Origin of the sequence: Paenibacillus campinasensis (genome assembly GCF_002272015.1) — a bacterium.
GTDB lineage: Bacteria > Bacillota > Bacilli > Paenibacillales > Paenibacillaceae > Paenibacillus_AQ > Paenibacillus_AQ campinasensis.
Window position 1 is genome coordinate 73,655 of sequence record NZ_NPBY01000061.1, and the last position, 22,395, is coordinate 96,049.

20 protein-coding genes and 1 pseudogene are annotated in these 22,395 nt (G+C 53.9%); 19 read left to right on the forward strand and 2 right to left on the reverse strand.

Annotation, left to right across the window (positions count from 1 at the left end; translation table 11 throughout):
- Positions 1–28 precede the first annotated feature (28 nt).
- The 10 genes and pseudogenes from CHH67_RS19230 to CHH67_RS19275 all read left to right on the forward strand — a co-directional run bounded on the left by CHH67_RS19230 (position 29) and on the right by CHH67_RS19275 (position 8,965).
- Entirely contained in the window at positions 29–493 is a 465-nt protein-coding gene (locus CHH67_RS19230) for an ArpU family phage packaging/lysis transcriptional regulator (RefSeq protein WP_095266910.1), read from the forward strand.
- A complete protein-coding gene (locus CHH67_RS26290) occupies positions 474–722 on the forward strand; it encodes a hypothetical protein (protein ID WP_179292173.1) in 249 nt (82 codons plus the stop codon). The genes CHH67_RS19230 and CHH67_RS26290 overlap by 20 nt, the downstream gene beginning before the upstream one ends.
- Positions 706–2,265 carry a recombinase family protein gene (locus CHH67_RS19240; protein ID WP_179292174.1) on the forward strand — a complete coding sequence of 520 codons (1,560 nt, stop codon included), beginning with the start codon at positions 706–708 and terminating at the stop codon, positions 2,263–2,265. The genes CHH67_RS26290 and CHH67_RS19240 overlap by 17 nt, the downstream gene beginning before the upstream one ends.
- A 32-nt stretch (positions 2,266–2,297) precedes the next feature.
- A pseudogene (locus CHH67_RS19245) lies at positions 2,298–2,384 on the forward strand (helix-turn-helix domain-containing protein); the annotation flags it as partial.
- A 238-nt stretch (positions 2,385–2,622) separates the two neighbouring features.
- Positions 2,623–2,910 (forward strand): hypothetical protein, encoded by a 288-nt coding sequence (locus CHH67_RS19250; RefSeq protein ID WP_095266914.1) that lies wholly within the window; start codon positions 2,623–2,625, stop codon positions 2,908–2,910.
- Positions 2,911–3,089: 179 nt separating this feature from the next.
- The gene (locus CHH67_RS19255; RefSeq protein WP_095266916.1) at positions 3,090–4,859 is read left to right on the forward strand and encodes a cache domain-containing sensor histidine kinase; all 1,770 of its coding nucleotides are present in this window, start codon (positions 3,090–3,092) and stop codon (positions 4,857–4,859) included.
- Positions 4,856–5,644, forward strand: coding sequence for a response regulator transcription factor (locus CHH67_RS19260; protein WP_095266917.1), 789 nt, complete (start codon positions 4,856–4,858; stop codon positions 5,642–5,644). Before CHH67_RS19255 ends, CHH67_RS19260 begins: the two co-directional genes overlap by 4 nt.
- Before the next feature lie 104 nt (positions 5,645–5,748).
- A complete protein-coding gene (locus tag CHH67_RS19265) occupies positions 5,749–7,086 on the forward strand; it encodes an extracellular solute-binding protein (protein WP_095266919.1) in 1,338 nt (445 codons plus the stop codon).
- 102 nt (positions 7,087–7,188) lie between these two features.
- Positions 7,189–8,070: a carbohydrate ABC transporter permease gene (locus tag CHH67_RS19270; protein ID WP_095266920.1), complete on the forward strand. Its 882-nt coding sequence runs from the start codon at positions 7,189–7,191 to the stop codon at positions 8,068–8,070.
- A gap of 13 nt (positions 8,071–8,083) precedes the next feature.
- Positions 8,084–8,965 carry a carbohydrate ABC transporter permease gene (locus CHH67_RS19275; protein WP_095266922.1) on the forward strand — a complete coding sequence of 294 codons (882 nt, stop codon included), beginning with the start codon at positions 8,084–8,086 and terminating at the stop codon, positions 8,963–8,965.
- A gap of 124 nt (positions 8,966–9,089) precedes the next feature.
- Here the strand turns inward: CHH67_RS19275 and CHH67_RS19280 are convergent, their stop codons facing one another.
- Entirely contained in the window at positions 9,090–10,700 is a 1,611-nt protein-coding gene (locus CHH67_RS19280) for a glycoside hydrolase family 43 protein (RefSeq protein WP_095266923.1), read from the reverse strand.
- Between the two features lie 197 nt (positions 10,701–10,897).
- Between CHH67_RS19280 and CHH67_RS19285 the strand changes: the two genes are divergently transcribed.
- The 9 genes from CHH67_RS19285 (at position 10,898) to CHH67_RS19320 (ending at position 21,564) form a co-directional block, all read left to right on the forward strand.
- Positions 10,898–11,782 (forward strand): helix-turn-helix domain-containing protein, encoded by an 885-nt coding sequence (locus CHH67_RS19285; RefSeq protein WP_230875782.1) that lies wholly within the window; start codon positions 10,898–10,900, stop codon positions 11,780–11,782.
- A 111-nt stretch (positions 11,783–11,893) separates the two neighbouring features.
- On the forward strand, positions 11,894–12,940 hold the full coding sequence (locus tag CHH67_RS19290; protein WP_095266925.1) for a flavin-containing monooxygenase: 1,047 nt from the start codon (positions 11,894–11,896) through the stop codon (positions 12,938–12,940).
- Between the two features lie 3 nt (positions 12,941–12,943).
- Entirely contained in the window at positions 12,944–13,249 is a 306-nt protein-coding gene (locus CHH67_RS19295; RefSeq protein WP_095266927.1) for an ArsR/SmtB family transcription factor, read from the forward strand.
- 78 nt (positions 13,250–13,327) lie between these two features.
- The gene (locus tag CHH67_RS26545; protein ID WP_141235874.1) at positions 13,328–13,507 is read left to right on the forward strand and encodes a hypothetical protein; all 180 of its coding nucleotides are present in this window, start codon (positions 13,328–13,330) and stop codon (positions 13,505–13,507) included.
- A gap of 117 nt (positions 13,508–13,624) precedes the next feature.
- Positions 13,625–15,346, forward strand: coding sequence for a proline--tRNA ligase (locus tag CHH67_RS19300; protein ID WP_095266929.1), 1,722 nt, complete (start codon positions 13,625–13,627; stop codon positions 15,344–15,346).
- A 144-nt stretch (positions 15,347–15,490) separates the two neighbouring features.
- Positions 15,491–16,501, forward strand: a complete 1,011-nt coding sequence (locus tag CHH67_RS19305; protein ID WP_095266931.1) for an MBL fold metallo-hydrolase — start codon at positions 15,491–15,493, stop codon at positions 16,499–16,501.
- Between the two features lie 304 nt (positions 16,502–16,805).
- Complete coding sequence (locus tag CHH67_RS19310; protein ID WP_095266932.1) at positions 16,806–17,987, forward strand: glucose-1-phosphate adenylyltransferase; 1,182 nt, start codon at positions 16,806–16,808, stop codon at positions 17,985–17,987.
- Between the two features lie 18 nt (positions 17,988–18,005).
- Entirely contained in the window at positions 18,006–19,109 is a 1,104-nt protein-coding gene (gene glgD, locus CHH67_RS19315; protein ID WP_095266934.1) for a glucose-1-phosphate adenylyltransferase subunit GlgD, read from the forward strand.
- A 31-nt stretch (positions 19,110–19,140) separates the two neighbouring features.
- Positions 19,141–21,564, forward strand: coding sequence for a glycogen/starch/alpha-glucan phosphorylase (locus CHH67_RS19320; RefSeq protein ID WP_095266936.1), 2,424 nt, complete (start codon positions 19,141–19,143; stop codon positions 21,562–21,564).
- Between the two features lie 192 nt (positions 21,565–21,756).
- Here CHH67_RS19320 and CHH67_RS19325 read toward each other — a convergent pair whose 3' ends face one another.
- A complete protein-coding gene (locus tag CHH67_RS19325) occupies positions 21,757–22,281 on the reverse strand; it encodes a phosphatidylglycerophosphatase A family protein (protein ID WP_095266938.1) in 525 nt (174 codons plus the stop codon).
- Positions 22,282–22,395: the final 114 nt, after the last annotated feature.

The following is a 22,395-nucleotide window of genomic DNA, read 5'->3' on the forward strand; positions in this document are numbered from 1 at the left end:
ACTGTGAGGTGAGGAGAGAGTGGGGCAAATGAGTTTTTTACCAGAGATTGACCGGGAACGGACTCAAGAAGCCGTGGAGGCGATCCTTGAGCGCTATCGGATGTATAAATTCCTTTCTTTCGAAGAGCGTGAGGCAAGCACCACCTCGAATATCAGTGATATCCCGAGGAGCTTCACGGGGACGACGAGTGACCAAACGGCCAGTATCGCTATATACAACGTGGACACCAGGGCGCAGCAGAAGAGCTTCTGTGAACGGGTTGAGCGAGTAGTGAGAAGGATGCCAAGATTGGAAAGATTCCTTATCGAAGAAAGATATATGACCATAGAGCATGATTACATCACCGACCAGCATGTATATAACCACGTCTTTCAGCCTCCGATCAGCGGGGGAAAGTACAGCAAGATAAGGTGGAAAGCTTTTTATAAACTGGCTGCGGACTTTGATGTGCTTGTAACGAAGAAGGGACCAGATGATGAAGGGGCAACTTAACCAAGCCCCTTCTCATAGCATAATAGTGGGTGATGAGATCATGGGGAAATCGTTTAATATTAAGTTCGTTAAGGTGGGGGATGACGACCAGTCCGCGGAAATTATCAGGAAAATAACCAAGAGTGAAATAAAAAAGGTGCTGGATAATCACGGAGCGGTGTCGTACAATTTGGATGATGTTTTGTCCAAATATATTACAGGGGAAATGCGTAATGATCAAAGAGGATAGAGCCTATGTCCGGGTGTCTACAAAGTATGAAACCCAGAAGGACAGCCCGGAGCATCAAGAATCCTTTATCAAAGAGTGTGCCGCAAGAGAACAAATCACAATAAGGCATGTTTACTTGGATAGGGACACTGCAACCAACATTGTAGAGCGCGAAGATGTTAAAAAGATGATCAGCGATGCCCAGAAAGGGTATATTCGTTCCCTATGGTTCGCCTCTCTATCCAGGTTTAGTCGTGATGCTCTTGATGCGATTACACTCAAAAGGATCCTTGTCAACGCACTGAAAATCAGGGTTGTATCAATCGAGGACGGGTATGACTCGGCCAAAAAGGATGACGAATTATTATTCGGTATTAAGTCGGTTGTTAATCAGAATACGAGTGGCGATATCAGTATCTCCAGTAGGCGAGGGATTAGGCAATCAGCGCTGGATAAAGGGAACATTATTGCTTCTAAACCTGCCTTCGGGTACCGAAAAGTTACCGTTGATAAACGGAGAACGTATGAGATTGTGCCCGAGCAGGCAGCCATTGTCGAACTGATTTATGAGCTATATATCGATGAAGGGTTTGGAGCAAAAGCAATCGTAAAATACCTGAATGGGGACAACCCGCAGAAGACAGTTTATGACTCCTACAGTGGGAAGCTATGGTCCTTGTCTACAGTGCAGGCTATTCTCGAAAATCCGACCTATACAGGCTATAACGTAGCAGGCCGATATAAATCAGAAATAGCTTACGACGACATCACTGATTTAATGAACCGTAGGAAGAAACTCGTGAAGAACCCGCCTAGCGAATGGGAATGGTCCAAGGAAATGACTCATCCGGCTATCATCCCGAAAGAACGATATGACCGGGCTACAGAAATCAGGCTTTCGCGTGGTGGGAGAGGTGGTCGCAGGGAATTCGTTAATGTTTTTGCCAAAATGATTTTTTGCGCTCATTGTGAATCGGCCATGGTTTCCATGTCGTCGATCGGCCGCGGCGGCAAGCGTTACAGGTATCTGATGTGCAGCAGGCGCCGAAGACTCGGAGAAGCTGGTTGCCCGAATGAAAAATGGATCCCATACGAAGAAGCAAGAGACGAGCTTATCAGCGAGATTTTGAGTAGGATTTCGAAGGCGATTGAGAAATTTGAAAGCAGCGGCACCGAGGAGCTTGCGATTTCGATTCCGGTAAATGATTTTGAAAAGGAAAAACGGAAGCTTGAGAAACGCATAGAGGGTAACCGCAAGCTGTTATTTGAGATCAGGCGGCAGCATATGCTCGATGAGATCGATAAGGTGCAGTATGAATTTGAGAAAGAACAATACGAGAAGGAGATTGCTGACTTCGAACAACGATTGGTTCGGATACTGGCGGAAGAAAAGAAAGTCGTTGATTTGGAGCGACTGATCAAGGCGGCGAAGAAGACACTTCGGGAACTCACTGACATAACGTCATATAACGATGATGTTGAAAGGACGCGCACGTTACTTAATCAAGTGGTGAAGCGGATATACGTAAATGGTGAAGATATCACTGTGGAGACGTATATTTAATTTTTTGCCCCGTGATGTGTGCTTGAAAATGCATAACCAATGTGATGCAGAAATTGAACGTAAAAGGACGTTCGCAAGCTGTCGTTGAGTTGATAAAACTCGGTGAATTGAAGATCTGACATCATGTCGGTGCCGGTTTATGGACCGAACACGGCGAAAGCCTTCTTTCCCAGCAAGAACGGGAAATAGGAGGCTTTTTTGTGTTGCTGCTGCTCTTGGAAATGCCCAAGGTAGAAATGTCACCCCGAGTTTGCTAGACTTATGTAAGTTATTGTAAATTACATCCGGAGTGTGCTCACAAGCGTACTCTGTATAGCAGGCAAGCACAGGCAGGTCGTCATGGGGAGGATAAGTGATATGGATATACATACCGGACTCTGGATCAGCATCGCCGTGGTCATAGGGGCTATCGTGATAGGCGCGGTGCTGTGGGACCGAAGAAAACGCAGGAAAGGCCGATCCGGCACAGTGGTCCCGCTGCAAGGAAAGCGCAAAGGGGCAGGAAGCGCGGACACTCAGCCATGCAGCCGCTGCCGGAAGCGCCGCAAGCTGACCTATTATGCGAATGATGCCGGAGTGGTCAGCGGGCTGTGCACAGAATGCAAAAAGGTGCTGGAGCGCCATCAGGAGCTGTATCCGATGTGAGCCAGCAGCTCGGCTAACGCCATAGCGATGATGCTTGGCTTAATAAACCAGGCAAAGGCGAAGGGCCTTGATGTATCCCGAGCGCGCGTGCTGATTCGCTGTGTAGGTAAGAGCTTGGCCGCGCAATGGGATGGCAGATGGCCGGGCGGCAACGGAGCAGGGGGAAGGAGAAGGAAGAGATGAACAGACTGGGCAGATTTGGGAGTTTCAATACGCTCCGGAATCAAATTTTTCTGGGTTTTATGCTGGTCATGGTCATTGTGCTGGCCCTGGTCGGTTTTTTTGTGTACAACCAGGTGTCGGTACTGCTTCAGAACAGTGCGGAACGGCATATTCAGCAGACCGCTGTCCAGGCTGCGGGCAAGCTGGATGCTTCCCTGAAGCAGGTGGATACGCTGTCGGCACAGGTGAGCACGAACGCGACGGTGCAGCGCTTTTTGACACAAGAGACCGAGGGGCAACCGATCAGCTTCAGCGAGCGCCAGTCTTTGCAGCAGGAGGTGCGAAAGTACGAGGCCTACGCGACAGGCATTCGTTCGATGGAAATCTATACGACCGATTACCGGCGCCTGTTCCCGCTCGATGAAGGCAGCCTGGAGAGCCGGGTGCCGGGCGAGTGGATTGCGCTTGCGGACAGCGGGCAAGGCCGGCTGTACTGGTTCGGGCAGGACCCGAAGGAACCGGATCTGGTCATCGCGCTGCGGCGTATTCGGCTGATTGATGAGTCTTTTGCACACGGAGGATATTTGCTGGTCCGGATGGAGAAGAGCTATTTCGATCTGACCGACACCAGCGCTGCCTCGGATATTCGGGAAGCCATGCTGCTCTATGACCAGGCGGGACATATGATTGCCTCCAATTTCCATGAGGATGTGGATCCGGCCTATATTCTGGAGCGAGAGGGAGAGACCCTTACGCTGGGCAAGGAGGATTATATATCCGTGCACAAACAGTCGGCAGCGACTGGCTGGCGGATTGTGATGCTGACACCGGTGGATTATACAACCGAAGGGATTTCGGTGCTGCGGACCTCGATTTTGGTATCCGGGGCTGTAGGCGCCTTGCTGTTTCTTGTATTCAGCTTCATCTTGACCACGATGATTACCCGGCCGATTCTGCAGCTGATCAAGGCGATGCGCGGGGCGCGCTTCGGGACGCTGAAGCCGAACAAAGCGACCTCTTCCACGATGGAGATCAATGAACTGAACAATACGTATAATCAGATGGTGGATTCGCTTAATGAACTGATTGAGGTTGTATATCAGAAGGAAATTATTCAGAGCCGCACGGAGCTGAAAGCGCTGCAGGCGCAAATTAATCCGCACTTCCTTTTTAATACGTTGGAAGCGTTTTACTGGGCGCTTGAGGAGAAAGGAGAAGAGGAGCTGGCTCAGGTGGTGGTGGCGATGTCGGGGCTGTTCCGCTATGTCATCAACCGGAAGGACGAGGACGAATGGGTCACCATCGCCGATGAGCTGGAGCACGCGGAGCGGTACTTGACCATTATGAAAATGAGGCTGCTCGACCGCATATCCTGGCGGATCGAGGCGGACGACAGATGCCGTAAAATCATGATTCCGAAGCTGCTGATTCAGCCGCTGGTGGAAAATGCGATTTTGCACGGTGTTGAGCAGAAGCTGGAGCCCGGGAAGGTTGTGCTGCGCGTCGAGCCCTCGGCGCAGCCGGGATATACCCGGATATCGGTCTCGGATGACGGGCCCGGCATGGATGAGGAGGCGTTGGCACAGCTGTATGAGGCGATGGAGAGAGGGCATTCCGAATCATCCAAAGGAAGCGGAGTCGGGCTCGCCAACGTCGGCCGCAGAATCGGGCTGTATTACAGCGCTGAGCAAGGCGGGCTCAACGCGTTGCAGGTAGAGAGCAGGAAGGGAAGCGGGACGACCGTTTCCTTTGAAATCCCGAACGATGGCAAGGGGGAAATAAGATGAAAACGATCTTGATTGTGGACGATGAGCCGAGAACACGGGAAGGGATTCGCAAGACGCTGGAAGCTTGGTCGGCAGGAAGCTGCCGGATCGAGACAGCCGCAAGCGGCGTGGAGGCGCTCCGAATGCTGCCGGAGCTTCGAGCGAACCTGGTCGTCACCGATATCCGCATGCCGGAAATCGGCGGCCTGGAACTGATCGAGAAGCTGAGCGAGGCGCCGAATCCGCCTGTAGTCATTGTCATCTCCGGACATTCCGAATTTGATTATGCCAAACGTGCGCTGCAATTCGGCGTCGTTGATTATTTGCTGAAGCCGCTCGACAAGGGGAAGCTGGTGCAGGCTGTAGAGACGGCCCTGGTGCGTGAGGAGAAGCAGAACCGGATCAAGCGCATGGAGCAGCTGGTGGACCCCAAGCTGCTGGAGACGGTGCAGGAGGAGAAGGTATACAGCGCACAGATCCAGGAGGCGCTTAAATATGTGGATGAGCATCTGCATGAGAGCATGTCCATGAAGGAGGTAGCCGATCATCTGCATCTGAACGCCAGTTACTTCAGCGTGCTGTTTAAGGAACAGACGGGGCTCACCTTCAGTGAGTATTTGACCCGGCGCAGAGTCCAGCGGGCCAAGGAGCTGCTGCTGGCCACGCCGCTGCCTATCTCTGAAATTTCGGAGAGGGTCGGCTATCAGACGGCCAAATATTTTATCAAGGTGTTCCGAGATCAGGAGAACATGAGTCCAAGCCAGTATCGCCAGCAAGCAACCGATCGCGGAGAACGAATCCAATAAAAGTGGTATTAGTCCCAATCGCCATGACCTTATCGCTCGAAATAACCACTGCTACAATTGAATTAAAGCGGTTTCATAATAAAGATCCAAAAGGGGTTGAAAACGTGTTCAAGAAAAAGTGGACTGTACTGCTGTTGACGTTGTGTCTGGCACTCATTGCCGCCGGATGCGGATCTAGTGGTGGAAATTCCGGAGCTGCCGGCGGTTCGGGCGAATCCGGAAGCAGCGGAAGCGAAGGCGACAAGGTGACCTTGAACTTCATGCATCTATGGCCGGCTGGCGTCTCTGCCGGACAGAACCGAATTGTCAACCAGATTATCGAGGAATACCAGAAAGAGAACAGCCATGTCGTGATCAAGCAGGAAGTGCTGGATAACGAGCAATACAAAAACAAGCTGAAGGTGCTGTCAGCCTCGAATGAGCTGCCGGATGTCGGCGTAACATGGGCCGCAGGATTTCTGACACCTTATGTGGAGGGCAATCTGTTTGCACCGGTGGATGACCTGCTGAGCGGGGAACTCAACGGCAAGTTTGTAGCGGGCACGACCGAGGCCTATGCGATCGACGGCAAGACATACGCGCTGCCGCTGGAGTTTAACATCGCACCTGTATACTACAACAAAGCGATCTTTGAACAGTATGGGCTGGAAATTCCACAAACGTATGAAGAATTCAAATCGATTGTGAAAACGCTGTCGGACAACGGCATCGCACCGGTTGCTTTAGGGAATAAGGATCGCTGGACCGGCTCGCTCTGGTATATGTACCTGGCTGACCGGATCGGCGGGCAGGAGAGTCTGGCTGAAGCGATCACGGGGGCCGGCTCCTTTAAGGATGATGCGCTGGTGCAGGCTGCTGCCGAAGTGCAGTCGCTTGTGGACAGCAATGCATTTGTGAAAGGATACAACGGCTTATCCAACGAGGAAGCCAAGTCGGAATTTCTGAACGGGAAAGCGGCCATGTACATGATGGGAACGTGGGAGCTGCCGAACTTTACAACGAATGAAGATATTCCGCAGGAGTTCCGCGACAGCGTCGGTTTCTTCAAGTTCCCGACCGTTGATGGCGGCAAGGGCAATGTGGACAGCTGGGTCGGCGGACCGGGTGTCGGATTGTTTATCGCGGAGAACTCGGCTGTGAAGGAAGAAGCCAAGAAGTTCGTTGAATATTTTGTCACCAAGTGGGGTGAGCAGTCCGTGACTGGGGCAGGCGTCATCCCGGCTACGAAAGTGGATACGGCTTCGCTTGAGCTTCCTCAGCTCTATATCGACCTGTTCAATGAGATGAATCAGGCCAGCAGCATCACCTTGTTTGCCGATGTTCAGATGGAAGCCGGAGCGGCGGAAACGCATCTGAATATGATCCAGGCGCTCTTTGGGAAGGCCGTCACTCCGGAGAAATTCGCGGAGGAGCATGACGCGGCGATCTCCAAGGGGAACTAAGGTTTAAAGCAGCCAAGGGGAGCAGGAACCCCTTCTCCGGCCGTCCGTGCCGGGGAGGGGGCTTCACTTCCTGCAAGCCTGTACAGAAAGGAGTGGGAGCACTTGGATAAAGTCATGTCAAATAAAAAAATCATCACGCTGTACGTGCTGCCTGCGCTGCTCCTGATTCTGGCCATCGTCTATATTCCGATTGTGCTTACGGCTTATTATGGACTGCATGACTGGAACGGAATCGGCGCTATGACCTTTGTCGGCCTGGCTCACTATCAGAAGCTTCTTATGGATGGTATGTTCTGGAGCAGTGCGGGTCACTCGCTGCTGCTGGCGGTATTTTCAGCGCTGAGCTTGATTGTGTATCTCATTGTGGCTATGGTGCTGGCTTCCAAGATCAAGGGAGCGAATCTGTTCCGCAAAATCTACCTCATACCGATGCTGCTATCCTCGGTCGCCATTGCCCAGCTGTGGCTTCGGATGTATCATCCGACGAACGGGATTGTGAATTCGGTGCTGGAATCGCTTGGGGTGGCCAATCCGCCGGCCTGGCTGGCGGAACCGTCCCTGGTGCTCTATGCACTGTTCGTGCCGATCCTGTGGCAATATGCGGGCTTTTATATTTTGATTTACTACGCCGCCTTGAAGAATATCCCTTCTTCTCTGGAGGAAGCCGCCAAGATCGACGGCGCCAATTCTCTCCAAATCGCGTGGAGAATCAAACTTCCGCTGATGATGGAGGTATTCAAGGTAACGATTGTGCTGGCGGTGGTTGGCTCCTTGAAATATTTTGATCTGATCTATGTCATGACAGACGGCGGACCGAACGGGGCCAGTGAGGTTATGGCTTCCTACATGTATCGCCAAGCTTTCCGGGCATACGATTTCGGCTACGGCAGTGCAATCGGATTTTTCCTGCTTGTCATCTGCCTTGTCGTGACGTGGGCCATTCGCCGGGCGACCGCAACGAAAGACAGAATTCAATATTCGTAAGGAGGGGGTCTATATGGTACCTTCAACTGCAGCCCGGCTCGGAACGGAAAACGCAGGCTCCCGATCGCCGGTTGGAAAGCTGGGATACTTGCTGCTTTATGTCGTGCTTATTGTTGTGGCGGCCTTTCAGTTATTTCCACTCGTATGGCTGCTTCTTTTTTCACTGAAGAACAATCAGGAAGTGTTTGATCTTCCTCCTTTGTCGCTGCCGATGAATCCGCGCTGGGAAAACTACGAGAAGGTGTGGAGCGCGGGCAACATCAGCGTCTACTTCCTGAACAGCGTCTGGATTACGATTGCGGCGACGGTGCTGACGATCATATTGGGAAGCCTTGTTACCTTTGCTATCACCCGGATGAAGTGGAAGGGCAGCTCGCTTGTGCTCGGATTGTTCATGGTGGCGATGATGATTCCGGTTCACTCGACGCTTATCCCGTTGTTCAGTCTCTTTAACCGGGTGGGATTAACAGATCATCCGCTGTCGCTTGTACTTTCTTACGCGGCTTTTAACTTGCCGATTACGATGATGATTCTGCTCGGCTTTTATTACTCGCTTCCGCGCGAAGTGGAGGAGGCTGCCGTGATGGACGGCTGCTCTGTCCACCGCGTGTTTTTCCGGATCGTGCTGCCGATGACCGGCTCTGTGCTGGCCACCACGGCGATCATCAATATGATCTATAACTGGAACGAGTTTATTTTTGTCAATACATTCATCAGCTCGGATACGTTTAAAACGTTAACGGTGGGTGTTCAAAACTTTATTGGTCAGTATACAACGGATTGGGGTGCGATTGGCGCGACGCTCATGATCAGCATTTTGCCGATTCTGCTTATGTTCCTCTTCCTGAGCGATCGGATTGTGGAAGGGATAGCGGCCGGCTCCGTTAAAGGCTGATTATGCAAGCAAAATGATCATTGCGGATTCAAACTGCTGACAAATGAAGAAGGCCTGGATGCTCGGTCAAGAGCTCCAGGCCTTTAGCGTATAACCTTTGATGAACCAAGGTGACAGCGCGTGATCAGGAATGGCTTTTATAGATGAAATAGTCAAAATCAGCTGGCTGGCTTCGCCCCGACGTATCCTGGCACTGCATGCCGACAAAGGCTCCGGTGAAGAAACCGCCGCTGCGAATGTAGTCGTCCGACAGCTTGTAGGACTCGAAGCTTACCGGAAGCTGTACCCAGTTGTCTCCATCGAAGGAGTATGAATAATGGTAAAGATCGGTTTGCACATCTACGCGGAGATACACGTACTCCACTTCGTCCGGGATCGGAATTTCTTGCCCGTACAGCGGCTGAGCGTATTCGGAATTGTCGCAGGATGACAGCTCCAGCACTCTTCCTTTCTCTTCGTGCCACGTAATCTGGCAAGCGGTCCAGTGCTGAGTGTTGTAATAGTTCACTAGTCCTGCGGCCTGCTGGAAGGTATCCGGACGGAAGTCCACCTTCGTCTCCGCGGTAAAATTAAAGTGCTGCCAGCGTCTGGCGATGAAGGCCTGCGTGAACCTCGAGGTCAGGGATTCCTTGCCGTACAGGCGCAGATGGCCCGGGCGATCGGTCAGCGAGACGATATGCTCGCCAAGCGGAATGCGCAAATTCTGAAAATGAAGATTCAGCTCGCTGCTGTCGAAATCGTCCTTTTCCGGATAATCCGGGTCCCATGGAACTTCAGCAATTTCCGGCCCTTCAATTTCAAGCGAAGGGAAGTTGCCGCCGACGACATAAGGCCAGTCATTCCTCCACTCCAGACGCTGAATGGCCGTTTCACGGCCGAGCGGACAGAATCCCCGAGGATCCAGAAGCGGCTGATCCGGTCTTGGCAGTGGTCTGCCCGTCAGGTGGACCAAAAACCATTCATCGGTATGCGTTTTCACAATGGATGCATGGCCGGCCTTTTGCAGCGGGTTTCTCGGTACGGCAAAGGACGAAATCAGCGGATTGTCAGGATGAACCTCATAAGGCCCGTGAAGCTGCTTGGATCTGGCGATGGTCGCTTGATGATCGTATTTCGTGCCGCCTTCGGCAGTCAGCAAGTAGTAATAGTCGCCAATTTTGTACAGATGCGGAGCTTCGGTCAGCTTCACATCGGTTCCCTTGAAGATCACCTCGCGCTTGCCGACAAGCTTCTTCTCTTCCGGGCTGTATTCCTGAAGCACGATGCCATAGAAGTTATGATGGCCGCTGCGGTGATCCCACATCATATTCACGAGATATTTCTTGCCGTCATCATCATGGAACAGGGAAGGATCGAATCCGGAGCTGTTCAGGAATATCGGTTCAGACCACTCGCCATCAATTGTGTCTGTGGTGACCAGGTAATTGTGGCAGTCCTTCCAGCGCCCGTCCGTCACTTTCACATCGGTATAGATGAGCCAGAATACACCGTCATGATAGGAGAGCTGCGGAGCCCAGATACCGCCTGAATCGGGGTTGCCAAGCATGTTCAGCTGGCTTAGCCGATTGAGCGGACGGGACACGAGTCGCCAATGCTTCAGATCTTTGGAATGATAGATTCCGACTCCTGGAAACCACTCGAAGGTGGAGACGGCAATATAGTAGTCTTCACCGGCGCGGCAGATGCTCGGGTCCGGATTGAAGCCTGTCAGAATCGGATTGCGAATGATTGACATGAATGGTCACTCCTTCTCGGGAATAATGAAAGACTGTGCGGATGTTATCCATCTTCACAGCATTCTATTCATATGGCTTTATCTGTATAATATCAATAATAGAGATGTGCTTCCCATATCCATACTATGCCGTTATTTACCCAAATCAACTAAATGTTTTCGTATACATGAAGGCGCATTCATAAAGGGGGATTACCATGCAGCGTTTAACTGCCCGCAACATGGGAGAGGGGGAGTTCATGCTTCCGGATATGGATACCACCTTTCGCGTATTTGCCGCTCACTGGCGAAGGGTGGAGCCGAGCTGGAGCTATCCGCGTCACAAGCACGCCTTGTTTGAAGTGAATCTCGTGCTGTCCGGGACACAGAAGACGGTCGTGAATCGAAAAACGTACGTGCAGCACCCGGGGGATCTTCTGCTGTTGAATCCGGGGGATGAACATGAGAGCTGGGCTGTCGGCGATGAAGGGATGACGTATTATTGCCTTCATTTTGATGTGGACGAGCGGGCCTTCCGCGAGCTTATGCACCGGAATCGGACATGTTATCATGCCTCGGACAGCGATCTGGCCAGAGCGATCCGGCCGGCACTGGATAAACTGATCGAGCTGACTGCCCAGGAATCTGCTGCTCGCGTAGAGGGGAGAATGATGGCATTGTCCGCTATGTTTGAGCTTTTCGGGAGTTTGAGCGCAGCGCTTTCCAGACAGGTTGGCGACCGGACAGCGCATGGGATGACCCAGACAGCGGCTCGTATAGCCGAATATATCGAGCGAGCGATCGATAGGCAGCCGGGAGGCGATGGAGACGGTCAGGAGACGATTGCCTCGATCTCAGCAGAGGTGGGGTACAGCCTGTCGTCCGTGAACCGGATGTTCTCCGAGGTGTACGGGATGTCCCCGCGCCAATATATGTCCACTTTAATGCTGAAAAAGGCGAAGCTGCTGCTGATGGACCCGGCGTTGACGATTGAGGAGATTTCTCAGCGGCTGGGATATCACAATATCGCTCACTTCAGCCGCCAGTTCAAGCGCTGGACCGGGGAGCCGCCAAGCCGCTTCCGCAGCCGATTTCATGAATAGGGAGCCCCTTCTCTGCATCTTTTGCATCCGATTCTTCGGGTTGCCGAGATGCTTTTTCTATGGTATATGTATATATGAGCAATTGAACATATATGAATAGGAGTGGGGAAGATGAGATGGGATACCCTGATTATCGGAGCAGGACAGGCAGGAATGGCTGCGGCCTATTGGCTGAAGAAAGCGAGCGTCCCCTTCATTATGCTGGATCGTGGGGAGCGGCATGGGCAGGTCTGGGAAGAGCGGTATGACTCGCTTCGCCTCTTTACCCCGAGAACGCACAGCGCATTGCCGGGATTACCCTTGGAAGGGGATCCGGACGGGTTTCCGGACAAAGCGGAGATGGCTGCTTATCTGGCGAAATATGCGGACATGTTTGAGTTTCCGATCCGCTACGGGGATGAGGTATTCGCTGTGCATCAAGAGGAGGAGGGCTTCCTCGTGAACACGGCCCAGGGAGATTATCACGCCAGACAGGTGATTGTGGCGACCGGACCGTTCCAGACCCCGAGAATTCCGGAATTGGCCGCAAGCCTGCCTGCGGATATTGTGCAGCTTCATTCCTCATCTTATCGCAATCCTTCCCAGCTCCAGTCTGGAAGTGTGCTCGTCGTTGGCGGGGGGAACAGCGGGGCCCAAATTGCGTACGAGCTGTCACATACACGGGAGACCCATCTGTCCATGAGCAAGCGGCCGCGTCATTTGCCAATGGTTCTGGGCGGCAAGGGCATGTTCTGGTGGCTGGACAAGCTGGGGCTGCTTCGGGCAAGCTCCACTTCATTCGTTGGAAAGCTGCTGAAACGCCAGGGAGATCCCATTTTTGGATATGAATTGAAACAGGCGATGAAGTACGGTAAAGTGAAGTTGCATGGCAAAACGGTTGGCGGAAGCGAGAGCGGCGTTCGATTCGAGGACGACTCGGAGCTTCAGGTACGCAATATTGTATGGGCAACCGGTTTTGCTTCTGACTATGGCTGGCTCCAGATGAAAGGGGCTTTGAATGACGAGGGCGGCGTGCGGCATTCCCGGGGAATCAGCCCGGTTCCCGGCCTGTACTATGTCGGTCTTCCTTGGCAAACGCACCGCGGGTCGGCTCTGCTGGCCGGGGTATCTGAGGATGCCCGCTGCATCGTGGAGGCGATACTTGAAAAGAGGGGATGAAGAATGAAGGAACACTGCCATGAACTTCTGGATGAGGAGCAGGCGGTCGAAGCTTCCCGATTGCTGAAGGCGATATCGGATCCGACGCGGATTCGCATACTGCATATGCTGTCTCAGGAAGAGTGCCCGGTGGGGCACATCGCGGAGGCGCTTGGGATGAGTCAGTCTGCGGTTTCGCACCAGCTGAGCTATTTGCGAAGCCTGAAGCTCGTGAAATACCGGAGGGACGGCAATATGTTTTACTATACATACGAAGATGAACATGTCATCGCCATACTGCGGCAGGTGCTCGAGCATATATCCCACTGATACGGATGATCCGGTTTGCTCTTGACATTTGTGGCAGTTGGAGTGTAATTTATGAACAACTGAATGGAACCAAGAACGATGATCAAGGACATAAGCTCGCATCATTCGGCGATCCAGAGAAGAAGCCCCTGGCTGAAAGGCTTCCTCGCACGGGTGCCGGCTTCCTACCTTGTAGTTTTCCGGGCTGGCCAGGTACTGGGCATCCCGGACGGTTGCGGCACGTTATCGCCGCCTAGAGGATTCTTTGCGGATTTTTAGGCGCAAGAATTGAATCAGGGTGGTACCACGAGCACATTCGTCCCTTTCGGCGGATGTGCTTTTTTTGTGTTGTCCTTGGGATGAATCCAGTCATGATATACAAAGGGGAGAGAACAGATGCGTCAAAGCCAATTATTGCTGACTACGCTGCGTGATGTGCCGTCTGAAGCTGAGGCACGAAGCCACCAATGGCTGCTTCGCGGCGGCTATATCCGGCAGATTGCGGCAGGGATTTATTCCTATTTACCGCTGGGCTGGCGGGTGCTGCGGAAGATCGAACACATGATTCGGCAGGAGATGGATGCCGCCGGCGCCCAAGAAATGTGGATGCCTGCCATTCAGCCTGCTGAGCTGTGGAAGGAATCCGGCCGGTATGGCGCCTATGGAGCCGAACTGATCCGGCTCCATGATCGCCAGGAGCGGGAATTTGTGCTCGGGCCGACGCATGAAGAAGTGATTACGTCGATCGTGCGCAATGAAATATCGTCTTATCGAAGACTACCGGTCAATCTGTACCAAATTCAGACGAAATACCGGGACGAGCGGCGGCCGCGGTTTGGCCTGATGCGGGGACGGGAGTTTCTGATGAAGGATGCGTATTCATTCGATCGCGACTGGGCAGGGCTTGATGCTGCATACCGGACGATGTATGCCGCCTATGAGCGCATCTTCGGCCGCTGCGGCTTGACATTCCGGCCCGTTGAAGCCGATGCGGGCTCGATCGGCGGGCAGGGGGAGACACATGAGTTCATGGCGCTGGCAGACATCGGTGAGGACATCATCGTATCCTGCAGCGCCTGCGATTACGCTGCCAATCTGGAACGGGCGGAGTCTGGCCGGACGGCGGGGAGCTCGGGAAATCATCCACATGCAAGTACCGATGGACAGGCACCGTCCGAGGTGCGTACGCCGAATGTTAAAAGCATCGAGGAACTGAGCGCATTTCTGCGGACTGGGCCGGAGCAGATCATCAAGACGCTGGTGTATCGTGCAGACGGCGAGCTGTACGCCGTGCTGGTTCGTGGAGATCGCGAAGTGAATGATACGAAGGTGAAATCCTATCTGAAGGCGGAGCAAGTGGAGCTCGCCGGTGCGGACGAGGTTCTGCAGGCCGCCGGTGCGCCGGTCGGCTTTGTCGGTCCGGTCGGCCTGACCTTAAACATCTTGGTGGATCATGAGGTTGCAGCTATGGCTGAAGGGATTACAGGCGCGAACCGGATTGATACCCATCTCACAGGCGCTCGTCCCGGGAAGGACTTTGCGCTGGAATTTACCGGGGATTTCCGGAATGTGACAGAGGGCGAACCTTGCCCGCGCTGCGGTCAAGCGCTGGAGTTCCATCGCGGCATTGAACTGGGGCATGTATTCAAGCTTGGCACCAAATACAGCGAGGCGATGAATGCGACCTTCCTCGATTCGGATGGCCGGGAGAAACCGCTTGTGATGGGTTGTTATGGCATCGGGGTGTCGCGGGTCATGGCAGCTGTAGCCGAGCAGAGCATTGTGGAGGATCGGCTCGTCTGGCCGATGTCGGTTGCGCCGTTCGCAGCGCATATCATCCAGGTGTCGATGAAGGATGAAGAGCAGCGCGCTCTGGCCGAGCAGCTCTATGCCGAGCTCGGGGCGGCAGGGGTGGATGTGCTGCTCGACGATCGCGATGAACGGCCAGGCGTCAAATTCAAGGATGCCGATCTGATTGGCGCACCGCATCGGATCATTGTCGGGCGCGGAGCGGCTTCGGGCGAAATTGAGTGGATGGGTGAAGACGGGATCAAGACAACAATCCCGGCTGCCGAAGCGGTGCAGCATGTACGTCAGGCGGCAGATGTGGCACGCTAGACGCCGAGGAGCTGGCTTGACGGGTCCGATGAATGCATGAAACGTTAATCCCCAGAAACTATGTACATGAGTGTGGTTTCCGGCTTATGATGGAGTCAGATGAGCTACAACCTACAACAGTCTGTGGACGGAGGAGTTAGAGGCATGAGCAAGCAGCAGCGGGAGCCGGGCCCGGAAGTGAAGGAAATGCCGGAGCATCATCTTGCACAGGTGAAAATAACGCTGGACAACCCACTGCGGTGGGTGAACAGCTATGTGCTGCGCGGGGATGAGGGCGTGACCATCATCGATCCGGGGCCGCGAACCGAAGGCTCGGAGCGGGAGTGGGAGGCGGCGCTGACGCAGCTGGGCATTACGCCAGGCGACATTGCCTCCATCGTGCTGACCCATCATCATCCCGACCATTATGGGCTTGCCGGATGGTTCCAGGCACGCTCCGGGGGCCGTGTATGGATGTCGCGGCGTGCGCACCAGGAAGCGATGCTGATGTGGGGGCCGAATTCCGCGATGGAGACGGCGCTTCCGTCGCTGTTTCGTCTTCACGGCATGCCGGAGCACCGGCTGGCTGAGCTTCCGGCCCATCTCAAGGGCTTTAACGCCCAGGTCACGCCGCAGCCGGACGTCTCCTTCCTGGAGGCGGGGCGACCGTTTCATATGGGCGATCGCCGCTGGCTCCCGATCGAAACGGCCGGACATGCTCCCGGGCATCTGTCATTCTATGATGCCGACCGCGGGGTGCTGCTGTGCGGCGATGCCGTGCTGCCGCAAATCTCGCCTAACGTAAGCTTGCTGCCCGGGAGCGATGAGGCGCCGCTGGCGCTCTACCTGGCCGGGCTGCGCCGCCTGCGCGAGCTGGATGTCCGGACGGCATATCCCGGACATCGTAACCCGTTCACGCATTTCCGTGAACGGATCGACGCGCTCCTCGAGCACCACGAGGAGCGTCTGGCCCACATCGCCGGCCTGCTGCGCGAGGCCGGGCAGCTGACCGCCTACGAGGTATGCACCGCCCTCTTCGGCGACTCGCTCGGCATCCATCAGCTGCGCTTCGCCATGTGCGAAGCGCTGGCCCATCTCGCCGAGCTGGCCCGGCGCCATAACGCCCGGATGGCCGAAGGCACGGGCGGCGCGCTTTATTTTACCGTGAGCGACTGAACTAAAAACTGACCGCCTGCTGCACGTTTGACTTCTCATGCGTAGCGCAGGCGGTTTTTTTACGTATCCGATTTTCGAATCATTGTCAATCTCGCAGTCAGAGTTCCCGCTTCTCTCGCATATACTTGAATACCTTTCCTCTTTAAGCAACGCTCTCAAACGTCTCAAGCCCCATGTTTCAGTCTGATGCATCTCCATGATGCCCCGTCCTTTTTGCAAGCAAGTGCTGCTCGTTTCTTGGCATTCAACCGCCTGATTTCTTGTCTAAGATTCTGGATCAAGCGCCTCTAAAGGAGAATCGGCCATGAAGAAAAAAGATGTCGTCGCCATGCTGCTTGCCGGAGGCCAGGGCAAGCGGCTGAAAGGCTTAACGAAAACGCTGGCGAAGCCGGCGGTTTATTTCGGGGGAACCTACCGCATTATCGATTTTCCGCTCAGCAATTGCTCCCACTCCGGCATAGACACGGTCGGGGTGCTGACCCAGTACGAGCCGCTCGTGCTGCATTCGTATATCGGTGTCGGCAGCGACTGGGATCTGGATCGGTTAAGCGGAGGCGTTTATGTGCTCCCTCCTCATGAACGCGAAGACGGTACGACGTGGTACCGGGGCACCGCGGATGCGATTTTTCGCAATCTGAAGTTCATTGATCAGTATGAGCCTGACCATGTGCTGATTCTGTCCGGGGATCACATTTACAAGATGGATTATGATCGCATGCTTGCGTATCACAAGGAGAAGCAGGCAGATTGCACGATATCGGTCATTGAAGTGACGCTGGAGGAAGCTACCCGATTCGGGATGATTAACACCGATGACAGGTACCGCATTCTCGAATTTGAAGAGAAGCCCATTAGTCCGAAAAGCACGACCGCGTCGATGGGCGTCTATCTGTTTCGGTGGCCGCTGCTTCGGTCCTACCTGCTCCGCAATGCCGAGCTCACGGATACAAGCCATGATTTCGGAAAGGATATTCTGCCGCTGATGCTCAGGGAGGGCAGGAGCCTGTATGCTTATCCGTTTGACGGCTACTGGAAGGATGTCGGCACCATTCAGAGTCTGTGGGAAGCCAATATGGATCTGCTGACTGCTCAGCCGAAGCTGAATCTGAACGATCCGAGATGGCGCATTTATACCCGTAATCCGAATCAGCCACCGCAGTATATTTCTCCCCAGGGCATCGTTCGGAACAGTATGATCAGCGAAGGATGCGCGGTTAGCGGAGAGGTGGTGCGCTCTGTGCTGTTCTACGGCGTGGAGGTCGGCGAAGGGAGCGTCATCACCGACTCGGTCATTATGCCGAAGGCCCGCATCGGTCGCAATGTGCGGATACACCGGGCGATTATCACGGAGGATATGGAAATCGGAGACCATGCGGTGATCGGGACGCCGGATGCGGCTGAAGCTGAAATCACGCTCATTACCGGACAAGACGAAGAGGGGCTGAAGCTGCTTCAGACCTCTTCGCTCCGCACGGATCAGGGGTAGGAACAGGAGGCAGGAACGATGAGAGAGCTGATGGGCATTATTAATCTGGATCGGGAACGGGATGTGCTGAATGAATTGACCTATTATCGCTGCGGGGCTGCGGTCCCGTTCGCAGGCAGATACCGGTTGATCGACTTCATTATGTCGAGCATGATGCATGCCGGGATCCAGGATATTGCGATTTTCGTGCGGCGGAAATATCGTTCCCTGATGGATCATCTTGGCGAGGGGCGCCCCTGGGATATGAACCGCAAGCGGGGAGGGCTGTTCATACTGCCGCCCGACTGGAACGATGAGACGGATATGTCAGCAGGAGAGCTGAGGCATATCAACAATAATCTCGATTTTTTCGAGCGCGGGGCCGCCTCCCATATCGTCCATGCCGGCAGCCAGCATCTGAGCACGGTGGATCTGAACGCAGTCCATGCTTACCATCTGGAGAAGAAAGCGGATGTGACGCTGGTCTATACCCGCGTCCCTTCGCCAAGACCCGAGCACCGGTTCTGCTACCGGTTGGACGTTGACGAGGACGGCAGCGTTGCAGATATTCATTACGAGCAGCGGCATGACTGCATATATATGGAGATGTTTGTGATGGAGAAGTCGCTGTTCCTGGAGCTTGCTGAGCACTGCATCGCCCATGGCGGAAAGCACTTCTTTCGCGATGCCCTTATGAAGAACCGCCACAAGCTGAGCATCGCCGCCTATGAATACAAGGGCTACCATGCCGTGATCAATTCGCTGGAGAGCTATTACCGGACCAGCATGAACCTGCTGAATCCCCAAACGTATGATAGTCTGTTTGGCAAGCGGACCGTTCATACGAAGATCAAATACGAGGTGCCCGCTAAATATTTGGACACGGCGGACGTCAGCAATGCCTTGGTGGCCAACGGCTGCTGGATCGAAGGGGAAGTGAAGAACAGCATTCTGTTTCGCGGAGTCCAGGTAAAGCGAGGCGCAAGCATTCACAATTCCATCATCATGCAAAAATGTGTCATCGGTGAAAACGTCCGGCTTGAGAATGTCATCCTGGACAAAGATGTCATCATCTCCCGCGATCATCAGCTGCAGGGCGATTATCGCAAGCCTTTTGTGATCGCCAAGGATGTCTCAATCTAACCGCCAATAGGATGGGTCAGGAGGAACGACGTTGTTTAACGACAAGGAGTCATTCAAACAGCATTTCAAGGAACAGCTGGTCAGCCGATTGGGGAAGGCAGTGGAGGAAGCGACGCCCGGGGATGTATACAAGGTGCTTGGCAGTATGGTTCGGGAGCATGCCGGGCGGCCATGGGCCACGACGAACCGCATGTACCGGGAAACGGGGCAGAAGCAGGTGTACTACTTTTCGCTGGAATTTCTGATCGGACGTCTGCTCGGCAACAACCTGCTTAATTTGGACTTGCTGGATATGGTGCGGACCGGACTTGCCGAGCTCGGATGGGATTGGGAGGCGGTCGAAGAGCAGGAGACGGACGCAGGGCTTGGCAACGGCGGTCTCGGTCGTCTTGCTGCCTGCTTCCTGGATTCCATGGCATCGCTGCGGTATGCAGGACATGGCTGCGGCATCCGCTACAAGTATGGTCTGTTCGAGCAGAAGATCATTGACGGTCATCAGGTAGAGCTGCCGGACAACTGGCTTCAGCGCGGCAATGTGTGGGAAGAACGGCGGGCTGACAAGGCGGTGGAGGTGCATTTCTGGGGGCGGGTCGAAATCGCGGAGGAAGCCGGGAGGCTCGTATTCCGCACTGTTGACCAGGAGCGGATACGCGCGGTTCCCTACGATGTGCCGGTGATCGGTTATGGCGAAGGAAGCGTGAATACGCTGCGCCTGTGGAGCGCCGAATCCGTCACCGACATGAGCCGGATCGGGCCGGGAGGCCAGCATGGGTATCATCAATATTTGGATTACAACCGCTCCGTGGAATCGATCTCGGAATTTCTGTACCCGGATGATTCCGCTTATGAAGGGAAGCTGCTTCGGCTGAAGCAGCAGTATTTTCTCTGTTCGGCGGGCATCCAGAGCATTCTCCGCACCTTTGCCAAGCTGGGTCGGCCTTACCGTGAGCTGCCGGATTATGTGGCGGTGCATATTAACGATACCCATCCGACACTTGTCATTCCCGAGCTGATGCGGCTGTTGATTGACGAGCTCGGCTTTGGCTGGGAGGAAGCGTGGGACATTACAAGCCGGACGGTGTCGTACACTAATCATACTTTGCTGAGCGAGGCACTGGAGCAGTGGCCGGTCGGCATGGTCAGAGAACTGCTTCCCCGTGTGTACATGATAATTGAAGAGATTAACAAGCGGTTCTGCGCGATGCTGCTTGACCGTTATCCCGGCGATCCGGAGCGGATCGCACGGCTGGCTATCATCGAAGGCGAACAGATTCGGATGGCGCATCTGGCAATCGCCGGGAGCTACAGTGTGAACGGCGTGGCCGCCTTGCATACCGAATTGCTAAAAAGCCAGGTGATGGCGCCTTTCTACCAGCTCTACCCGGAACGTTTCAACAACAAAACGAACGGCATCACCCATCGCCGCTGGCTGTTGTATTGCAACCCTGCGCTCAGCGGTCTGATTGTCGAAGCGATCGGAACGGACTGGATGTTAAGTCCGCGTCAGCTTCGCTTGCTGGAGCCGCTCCAGCATGATGCTTCTTTTCAAGAAAAGCTTCAGGAGATCAAGCGGCATAACAAGCTTCGGTTGGCCGACTATATCCTCGACAAGCAGGGGATTGCCGTGGACCCGGACTCGATCTTTGATGTTCAAGTGAAACGGCTGCACGGATACAAGCGGCAATTGCTTAACATTATGCGGGTGATGCATCTGTATAACATGATCAAGGACGACCCGACAGCTGAGGTTGTTCCGCGAACCGTCATATTCGGAGCGAAGGCGGCCCCAGGTTATTATTTGGCCAAAAACATCATCAAGCTCATTCACAATGTCGCGGATGCGGTCAATAGCGATCCTGATGTTTCCAAGAAGCTGCGCATCGTATTTCTGGAGAACTACTCGGTCTCCCTGGCAGAGCGGATTATCCCGGCAGCGGATCTGAGCGAGCAGATTTCGACGGCTGGCAAGGAAGCCTCCGGCACGGGCAATATGAAGTTTATGCTGAACGGCGCCTTGACCATTGGCACACTGGATGGGGCGAATGTGGAGATGCATGAGCTGCTGGGCGATGACAACATGTTTCTGTTTGGCCTTCGGGCCGAACAGGTGCTGTCTTATTACAGGGACGGCGGTTATGCAGCCCGGGAAATATACGAGCGGATGCCGGACATTTCAAGGGTGGTGGATCAGCTGGTGCAGCCCGGTCCGTTTTGTGCCCAAGAGCAGGAGTTTATCGCTATTTATCAGTCCTTGCTGGATCATAACGATGAATTTTTTGTGCTGGGGGATTTTCATAGTTACTTAGCGGCGCAGGCGGCTGTGGACCACGCTTATGTCGATCGTTCCGCCTGGATGGCCAGATCGGTGAAGAACATCGCGCATGCAGGCCATTTCTCCAGTGATGCCACCATTCATCGGTATGCGTCGGAGATATGGGGAATCTCGCCGATCTGATCGTTCGACAAGCAGGTGGCTTTGCCTTCGAATAGATAAACAAATAAACCTCTGATCATCAGAGGTTTATTTGGCGTTCTATACTTGCTTTAAGGCTTCAGGCGACGCCGGTACATAGGCTTGCTTAGAGCAGCTGCTCGTTAGGGGCAGTTGCACTGGCTGTTACTCCTGTTCCGGGGCGGTTGGCTCGCCTTATTCAATTTCATGGTCCTCTTGCTTGCGATGGGCGATCCGGCTGCTGGCTGCGGCTGCAATCGCGCCGACGATGTCGTCGAGGAAGGTGTTTACGATGCCTTCCGATTTATCGTTCAGCCGTTCAAGCACCCCTGGCTTCAGCTTGTCGATATACCCGTAATTCGTGAAGCCGATGCTGCCATAAACATTGACGATGGAGAAGGCCAGAATTTCATCCACGCCGTACAGGCTTTCGTCATTGGCAAGCAATTCCTGGAGCGGGGACAACAGCTTGCCCTGCTCTGCCAGAATGTCAAGCTGAATGCCGGTCAGCACGGCATTTTGGACTTCTCTTTTGCTGAGTACGGCCTCGACATTTTCGATACATTCTTCCATCGAGAGGTCTGGATAATACTTCTTCTGAAGCACCATAACCAGCTCCGCGATCTCTTCGGTGTGAACCCCCCGCTCTTCGAGCAACTTCCAGGTGGCTTCAGCTACCTTTTTGCTGTTCAGGCTGTAAGGGATGTTTGTATCCGCCATGATCTCACCTCATTGAATTCTTCGTTTGAATGATGGTGCTTACTGAAGATTGTACTTTTTTCACAACCCCTTTGTCCAGAAAACAGGGGAACGAGGGTATTTTTTTGAAAAGGG

Bases quoted from the DNA above. Each gene is read 5' to 3' on its own strand.
- CHH67_RS19230 (WP_095266910.1), top strand. From the start codon at position 29: ATGAGTTTTTTACCAGAGATTGACCGGGAACGGACTCAAGAAGCCGTG.
- CHH67_RS26290 (WP_179292173.1), top strand. From the start codon at position 474: ATGATGAAGGGGCAACTTAACCAAGCCCCTTCTCATAGCATAATAGTG.
- CHH67_RS19240 (WP_179292174.1), top strand. From the start codon at position 706: ATGATCAAAGAGGATAGAGCCTATGTCCGGGTGTCTACAAAGTATGAA.
- CHH67_RS19250 (WP_095266914.1), top strand. From the start codon at position 2,623: ATGGATATACATACCGGACTCTGGATCAGCATCGCCGTGGTCATAGGG.
- CHH67_RS19255 (WP_095266916.1), top strand. From the start codon at position 3,090: ATGAACAGACTGGGCAGATTTGGGAGTTTCAATACGCTCCGGAATCAA.
- CHH67_RS19260 (WP_095266917.1), top strand. From the start codon at position 4,856: ATGAAAACGATCTTGATTGTGGACGATGAGCCGAGAACACGGGAAGGG.
- CHH67_RS19275 (WP_095266922.1), top strand. From the start codon at position 8,084: ATGGTACCTTCAACTGCAGCCCGGCTCGGAACGGAAAACGCAGGCTCC.
- CHH67_RS19280 (WP_095266923.1), bottom strand. From the start codon at position 10,700: ATGTCAATCATTCGCAATCCGATTCTGACAGGCTTCAATCCGGACCCG.
- CHH67_RS19285 (WP_230875782.1), top strand. From the start codon at position 10,898: ATGCAGCGTTTAACTGCCCGCAACATGGGAGAGGGGGAGTTCATGCTT.
- CHH67_RS19290 (WP_095266925.1), top strand. From the start codon at position 11,894: ATGAGATGGGATACCCTGATTATCGGAGCAGGACAGGCAGGAATGGCT.
- CHH67_RS19295 (WP_095266927.1), top strand. From the start codon at position 12,944: ATGAAGGAACACTGCCATGAACTTCTGGATGAGGAGCAGGCGGTCGAA.
- CHH67_RS26545 (WP_141235874.1), top strand. From the start codon at position 13,328: ATGATCAAGGACATAAGCTCGCATCATTCGGCGATCCAGAGAAGAAGC.
- CHH67_RS19300 (WP_095266929.1), top strand. From the start codon at position 13,625: ATGCGTCAAAGCCAATTATTGCTGACTACGCTGCGTGATGTGCCGTCT.
- CHH67_RS19305 (WP_095266931.1), top strand. From the start codon at position 15,491: ATGAGCAAGCAGCAGCGGGAGCCGGGCCCGGAAGTGAAGGAAATGCCG.
- CHH67_RS19310 (WP_095266932.1), top strand. From the start codon at position 16,806: ATGAAGAAAAAAGATGTCGTCGCCATGCTGCTTGCCGGAGGCCAGGGC.
- glgD (WP_095266934.1), top strand. From the start codon at position 18,006: ATGAGAGAGCTGATGGGCATTATTAATCTGGATCGGGAACGGGATGTG.
- CHH67_RS19325 (WP_095266938.1), bottom strand. From the start codon at position 22,281: ATGGCGGATACAAACATCCCTTACAGCCTGAACAGCAAAAAGGTAGCT.